Genomic DNA, 6,792 nt, shown 5'->3' with positions numbered 1-6,792 from the left:
ATGTTAATTGAGATTAAATTATTGCTCATTACTTCCTAGTAAAGTTTTTCACTGTTTTTTTTATATCACAACTATCAAATTTGATAGTAAAGCAAGGCTTCATAATTCTATTTGGCCATTTTCAATGGCCTTTATTATGGCTGCACCTCTAGAGTTAACATTAAATTTTTCTCTAATTTTTTTAAAATGAAAATTGATATTTGCTTCTGAGCAATTAAGTATGCGTGATATCTCCCATGTTGTTTTTCCAATTAAATACCAAGAGCAAACTTCTTTTTCTCTTTCACTTAATTTAATGTTGTTGTTTTTGTTTTTTAAAATAATTAAATAGTGTAGTATTATATCTCTTAATGCCATTAGTTGATTGAAATTTTTATTTATTGTCTTTATATAACCCTCTTCTTTGCAATGAAAAGATAAAGTTAAAATGCCAAAATCATGATTAATACCATGCATAGGAAAAGATATGCCATGATTTATCCCATAATCTTTAATTTCACGGAAAAAAAATGATTTTTTTTCTAGTTTATTGTAATCCCATATGAAAGGGATAGTATTTTTTATGCAATATTCAAAAATGGGATTGTTATTGGTATATTTCTCTTTTTTATATTTTAAGGCTAATTGATCATTATTGGTGATGAAATTTGCTTCTTTAATATTATTTTTAGTTGAAGAGTAAAAGAGAGAGTACCATTCTATATCAGTAATAGATTGAATGGTTTTAATAACAAAATGAAGATCATTAAACTCCTCAACAACACAGTCCGAATAAAATTCATATAAATCAATCATAATTTTAACCTGAGTATTGTTAAATATTTCAAGACATTAATACTAAGACTAGTCTAATAATTGACTAGAACAACTATCAAATTTGATAGTTGTGATATAAAAAAAACAGTGAAAAACTTTACTAGGAAGTAATGAGCAATAATTTAATCTCAATTAACATACTTTAATTTAAATTAAGTGAGGACTTTATGAAAAAGCCTATCGTAGGTTTGCTCCTTAGTATTGTCTTTTTTTCAACAAATACTTTTGCTTTCACTCAAACGGGAAATGAAACCGAGGTACAAAATGATATTGCTGATATATTAACCCAACAATATAGTAATGTCGTTAAAGATTGTGGTGATGCTCAATCACCTGCTTTCCTTTGCTCTGGAGTTTTGATGAGAGGGACTCGGCCTGGATTTAATTTTTGGAAGTTAAATCCATCTTCTATAAAGAATAATGGAGTTTCTTTTTCATATTTAAGAAAAGATGCTAAATTTGGCAATACATATGCTAGCGTTAATGGTTTTATTCTCTTTCCTGAACAGATGGCCCCTGAAGATAAGGTTAAAGTTCCTGTCTTATGCTCCTATGTTCTTGATGCGAATACTTGGGCGCGTCAGGGAAATTATTGTGGCGCACCGCCTAAACCTTCAGATGGGAAATCATGCCAAGATTTTGGTGTTTTCACCGCTCATCAATTAAATAAAGCTATTGCAAGAAAATCTGCATGGGGAGTCTGTGCATTTGATGTTAGACCGACGGCGAAAAATCCAGCAGATGCTTTTCATCAAACATTACTTGCAATGCCTTATCATGGTAATGGTTTAAATTATAATGAGATAGTCGTTCAACCTTGGGATGAGAATAAGCCACAAATATTACCTATTGAAGCCCTTTTTTATTCAAACGGTGCAGGTTTAATTAATGCACAAAAAGATCAACGTGATTATAAAAATGCAACGGGTAAATTTTTACCTATTGTTAAAATCGAATTACCTAAAGGTACAAATGTAAAACAGGCAACAGATGCCGTATTTACATTTAACCCTAAAGATCAAGTTGTGAGTCAGTAATATAATATTTTAGTTATACCCTATGGATTTCAAGATGCATCGGAGCGACAAAGGAGCGAATCCCCGGGAGCATAGGTAACTCTGTGACCGGGGGGAGCGAGTGCAGCCAACAAAGAGGCAACTTAAAAGATGACGGATATAGATATTTATTCTGAGATTGTACCATTATTTTTTTCTTATTAGATTCGGTATTATTGATACGAGAAAAGGACATATTATGTGGAAGACAACATATAGCGTTGCAAAGGTAAATCTTGCTTCTATTATGATCAAGCTGTTCAGGCTTGTGCGCCAATATTGATAACCAGACAAAACTGTGGCGATTGAGTTATCATTTCAAGTGCAGAATATGCAAGTTTTGAAGAAATCGTTTATTTATTACGCTCACCGGATAATACTAAACATTGACTTAAATTATTAGAGCAGGTAAGTAGCGGAAATTTTCAGGAAGGATAATTAAATAAATAAGCGTTTTGTTGGTAAATTCTGGCAAAATAACCTTTACTGACAACAGAATGATAAGAAGCCCGTTAAGCGGATTAACGAACTTCTTAAAAATATGGAAAGTGAATTATCTATTTAATCAAATACCATTCTACACTGGTGATTCTTTTGTCTCATAATTTTTCGATATTGTTGATGAAAAATTACTTCCCGCACTTTCTACCTTACCCGTAACAACATTGACTGGCGCTGATAATATTCCTGAGCAATTATGGCAAGCAGCAAAATCATCTCCAGCTTGTCTTGTTGTCAATCGATGAGTAAAAATAGATGACTCCAGCATATCCCGCATATATTCACCTATTTTTCGACTTCCAATAGCTTTCTCTTGTTTTTTGTCATTTGAAGTTAATAAATGGTTAAGTGCTTGTACCTCTGCATGCATACCGGCAATACCAGCCATCGTGGGTAATACACCCGCATTATTAATCATGTGCTCTTTAATTAAGGCTTCAGTTATTGGATGTAAAGGACTTCCTGCTTTTTCATACATATCCTTTATCCCTGAAATAAAGGATTTAGAGTCAGTGATGATATAAGCTATAGGTTCATCTGTTGGTTGAATTTCCGTTTGCCCCTGTCCATTTTTCTTTATTAATTCTTTATGATGTTTAAATAATTTGATACCAGGAAATAGTTTTCCTTCAGCTAAATTCCTATCATTATCCTTAAAATTGACAAATTCATCATCATAATTATCATTATGTACATATCCTGCATGAGCAGCGAAATTATCTAAAGATTTTTTTGAATAAATAAAACTTCCACCAGGAGCACCATTCTCTTTTAAACCAGGTACAGAAAAATTACGTTGTTTTGTTGCAGATCTTTGCTGACCAAATTGTCTTGAAGAGTTGAGGATTAATTGGGTCTTTGCACTAAAATCAGATAGTTTAGGCGTTTTATTCTGATAAGCAGACATGACTGCTTGGGAATCAGGAATATCCAGATGTAATGCATCTAATAACGTTTCATCTGAAGTTTTGTTTTCGCGAGATTCGCGTATTTTTTTACAAACATCATTTTTGAACATTTAGAAATCCTCTATAATGGTTGAACTCGTTACATTTAAAATCACGATTTGATATTTGAATGGAGAGTGGGTTGTTTAACTAAAATAAAATATCAAGTTTTTCTTTTAACATTTTAAAGTGAATTATTTATATCATATTTTCTTAAATAAATGTCTATATTTTTATCTTTTTTAACCTTGTCTGGTTTTACATTGTGAATATTTTTATTTATCTCAAGTAATTCAGCAATTAATTCCTTTTTTTAATTTAAGATAGTCTGTTAAATTCATTATTTAATAATTGATTTGGTTTATCAACGTTAATTGGCCACTTAATTTTGTAATTTAACCGATCTGCTAGGTAAATGGTTAGTGGTTATTTTTTTATTTTAATGTGAGGTTATTTTTAAATCCCAATTAATCCATCAGTATTTTCTTTATAAACAATAATATCAATGCTATTTATCCTAATAACAACCTCTTGACTGTTTTTCCATTTTGCAAGCGTATCTTTTATTTGTGGTAAGCACGCTGCTTTAGTCACACCGGAAACGTCAACAATAACTCTTTCTTTTCCCTGAACTTGATTATTTTCTGTATCGGGCTTTGTGATCAGATTTACTTTAGTAAGGGCAAGACGCGCATTTTCTGTGCCGCCTAATTCCGCACATAATTTATCTATTAAAGCCAGGTTTATTTGTGAGTTATCCAGATTTGTTTTTGGTACCACAGAAGCGGAAGTCTGGATAATGGGTACAACCCTGTCTTTAATATTTTGCAGTTTCATCGGTACGGTAATGGAATATAATAAAGAGAGGCGAGGGCGATTACCAAGAGCCTGCCAAAAGTTACCTAAGCTATTTAAATTTTCCTGTTGTGGAATAATTTGGGTGTATGCTCCGGGAATACCGGTTAGTTGGCGGTTGTTAATCAATGCGTTTAAAACGCGGGTCATGATTTGTGCCGCTTGATTATCCGGCTGACTGTCCGGGCTGGAGCTGTCGCTGGACGGTTTATTCGCGTCCCAATAGGTAATTAAATAGTTACAATTGATATTGACCCATCCCGGTAATAATGTATTGGTTGCCGGGTTATAATGTCTTGCTCCGGAAGAGCGTAATTGCAGATCTTCATGTATATCGTAAAGGAATACACTGATCGTCGGCTCTGATTGGGTGGAATTAATTTCTGGTAGATCAAAACGAATATCAATTTTTTGACCTGCAATGTCTAAGTATTTAGATAAGACATTATTTAATGCTTTATTAATCTCAATAATCGTATTATCAGAAGCAATTATGGTTGTCATGTTAACTCCAATTTTATTAATTTTTTAAAAAACCAATTTTCCTGTTTTATTTAATTCAAGGATGACAGCCCGCTCTATATGTTTATATTCAATTTCTTTAATATTATCATTGGCGGCTAATATGGATGATAATAAGGCAATATTTCTGATATTTGCTCCAGTTAAATCAGATCGTTTAGCCAGATGTTCAAAATCAATGCCGTGGGATAATGTCAATTGCTTAGGCCAAATTTTTTGCCACATTTTTTGGCGTAATGCTTCATCTGGGTAAGTAAAGCGGGTAATAAAAGTAAAGCGACGATTAAACGCGCTGTCTAAATGACTGCGGTTATTGGTGGCTAAAATGACTAACCCCGGATAATTCTCCAGCCGTTGTAATAAATAAGAAACTTCAATATTGGCGTGTCTGTCTTGGGCGTCTTTGGTTTCACTGCGTTTGCCGAATAGGGCATCGGCTTCATCGAAAAACAGTACGCCGGAATCCGCTTCGGCTAAGTCGAAAATGCGCGAAATATTTTTTTCGGTTTCACCAATGTATTTATTCACTACAGTGGAAAGATCAACTTTAATCAAGTCAACGCCAAGATGACCGGCAATAACTTCTGCGGCCATCGTTTTGCCGGTACCTGATTCACCATAAAATAGTGCGCTAATACCGGTACCGTAACTGATTTTTTCCTGAAAGCCAGCAGCCAGAATCTGGTCACGGTAGTTAATGGCAGCGATAATTTCTTTTAGTTGTTGATTTAATGTGTCTGAAATTACTAAATCATTAAAACCGCGCTTTGGGGTTATGCGTTGAGCTAATTTGCCGAAATTTTGTTGGGCGCGAAAACTTAATGCTTTACGCAGATCTATTTCTCCCAGTAGCCCTTCTGATTGACGAATCATTTGATATTGATGTGCTTCTTTAAGAATGAGCGGTAATGTTTCCGCGGTAAAAGAAAAACGCTGACAGAGTTGAGTCATATTAATTTCCTGAGAGGCATTCTCCGGTAAACTTGCTTTCAGCATTGTTTTTCTATCTTCCAAAGTTGCTACTGGCATATCAATTTTTACCATTGATAAATGTTTAAGCCAGACTAATGCATCTCCCGGTTCTGCCAGAAAAATGATTTTTAATTTCGGCTGATTCAATAAAATAGATAATTCATGGTGTAATGTTTTTTTTCCCTCTGCAAGTAAAGAGAAATTGCGGATTAATAAACAGGCGTCATGTAGCCGAGTTTCCCGTATTACGTCCGCCAATAAGCTGGATATTTTGGCTCTGTTTTCTTCGTCGGGTAGATGGGCTAAGTCAAGCGTTAAGGTGTGAATATTGTGAGACGCCATAATATTCCTGACCGCTAATTCTCTGGAGCTGTCCTGTTTTCCTCTGAGTATGACCAATGGGCGTATTTCGTCGGTTTCATTTAATAATATTTTTTCAAGTGAATGACAAAGGGTTTGTGGATACCAATTATGTGAGGTCGGAGTATGCCAGTTAGCACAGATTATCAGTGGTGGTAGAATAACCCGTTGTCCCAATAAAAAATGCCAGATTGCGTTATGAGTTAAAAATTGCGTCTGTAACCAGATAGATTCTTCATGATTATTGAGCCGTAATAATTGGTTACTGATTAACGGTGTTTGTGGGAGAAAACTGTTTTGTAGTAATTGTCGATCACTTTGACATTGGCTAAATAATTCAATCGCTAAGGTGAAACTGGGCCACTGTTTTTTACTGCTACCATTTAGAGCAGCAAATAATGCATGATAACGGCTATCGAAATGGGGTAATAAACCTAATAATAAAATATCACGCTCAAATTCAGTCAGTTCAAAACGTTCAATTAATAATGATAATGCGTCAAGGGCAGGGCTTTCCTCGATTTCTAAATAGCGAACAGGATTATTCGTTTTAGTCAGCCAATGAGGAATACCTTGCGGTGATATTAAACACTGTTCTACTTCATCTTCGGTCAGTAAAAAACTTTCAGGTAATGAATTATACTGATTTCCCTTTTGATAATAGTATTGTTGTAATAGCAGATCGATACGTTCCAAATGGGGATAAATCCAGTGTAATTCAGCCACGCCATAGGGGGTATTTGTTATTAGGTAATTCATATAAA

General features: G+C 34.2%; 5 protein-coding genes. 1 reads left to right on the top strand and 4 read right to left on the bottom strand.

From position 1 onward, the window contains the following. Window positions 1-99 precede the first annotated feature (99 nt). On the bottom strand, window positions 100-795 hold the full coding sequence (locus tag Phpb_RS13895; RefSeq protein ID WP_065390847.1) for a helix-turn-helix transcriptional regulator: 696 nt from the start codon (window positions 793-795) through the stop codon (window positions 100-102). Window positions 796-983: 188 nt separating this feature from the next. Between Phpb_RS13895 and Phpb_RS13890 the strand changes: the two genes are divergently transcribed. Further along, window positions 984-1,853, top strand: coding sequence for a hypothetical protein (locus Phpb_RS13890; RefSeq protein WP_065390846.1), 870 nt, complete (start codon window positions 984-986; stop codon window positions 1,851-1,853). A 595-nt stretch (window positions 1,854-2,448) separates the two neighbouring features. Here Phpb_RS13890 and Phpb_RS13885 read toward each other — a convergent pair. From Phpb_RS13885 to Phpb_RS13875, 3 genes are all read right to left on the bottom strand, one after another. Next, window positions 2,449-3,390: a YwqJ-related putative deaminase gene (locus Phpb_RS13885; protein ID WP_065390845.1), complete on the bottom strand. Its 942-nt coding sequence runs from the start codon at window positions 3,388-3,390 to the stop codon at window positions 2,449-2,451. Window positions 3,391-3,775: 385 nt separating this feature from the next. Then, a complete protein-coding gene (locus tag Phpb_RS13880) occupies window positions 3,776-4,678 on the bottom strand; it encodes a Pvc16 family protein (RefSeq protein WP_065390844.1) in 903 nt (300 codons plus the stop codon). A gap of 24 nt (window positions 4,679-4,702) precedes the next feature. Continuing rightward, complete coding sequence (locus Phpb_RS13875) at window positions 4,703-6,787, bottom strand: ATP-binding protein (protein ID WP_065390843.1); 2,085 nt, start codon at window positions 6,785-6,787, stop codon at window positions 4,703-4,705. Window positions 6,788-6,792: the final 5 nt, after the last annotated feature.

This window comes from Photorhabdus namnaonensis, from assembly GCF_001684335.1.
GTDB classification, from domain to species: Bacteria; Pseudomonadota; Gammaproteobacteria; order Enterobacterales; family Enterobacteriaceae; genus Photorhabdus; species Photorhabdus namnaonensis.
The sequence above is the reverse complement of the archived record's forward strand: the minus strand, read 5'-3'. Positions and strand labels throughout refer to the sequence as shown.

What these genes read in the sequence shown, in the direction of transcription:
- Phpb_RS13895 (WP_065390847.1), bottom strand. Translation starts at nt 795, where the DNA reads ATGATTGATTTATATGAATTTTATTCGGACTGTGTTGTTGAGGAGTTT.
- Phpb_RS13890 (WP_065390846.1), top strand. Translation starts at nt 984, where the DNA reads ATGAAAAAGCCTATCGTAGGTTTGCTCCTTAGTATTGTCTTTTTTTCA.
- Phpb_RS13885 (WP_065390845.1), bottom strand. Translation starts at nt 3,390, where the DNA reads ATGTTCAAAAATGATGTTTGTAAAAAAATACGCGAATCTCGCGAAAAC.
- Phpb_RS13880 (WP_065390844.1), bottom strand. Translation starts at nt 4,678, where the DNA reads ATGACAACCATAATTGCTTCTGATAATACGATTATTGAGATTAATAAA.
- Phpb_RS13875 (WP_065390843.1), bottom strand. Translation starts at nt 6,787, where the DNA reads ATGAATTACCTAATAACAAATACCCCCTATGGCGTGGCTGAATTACAC.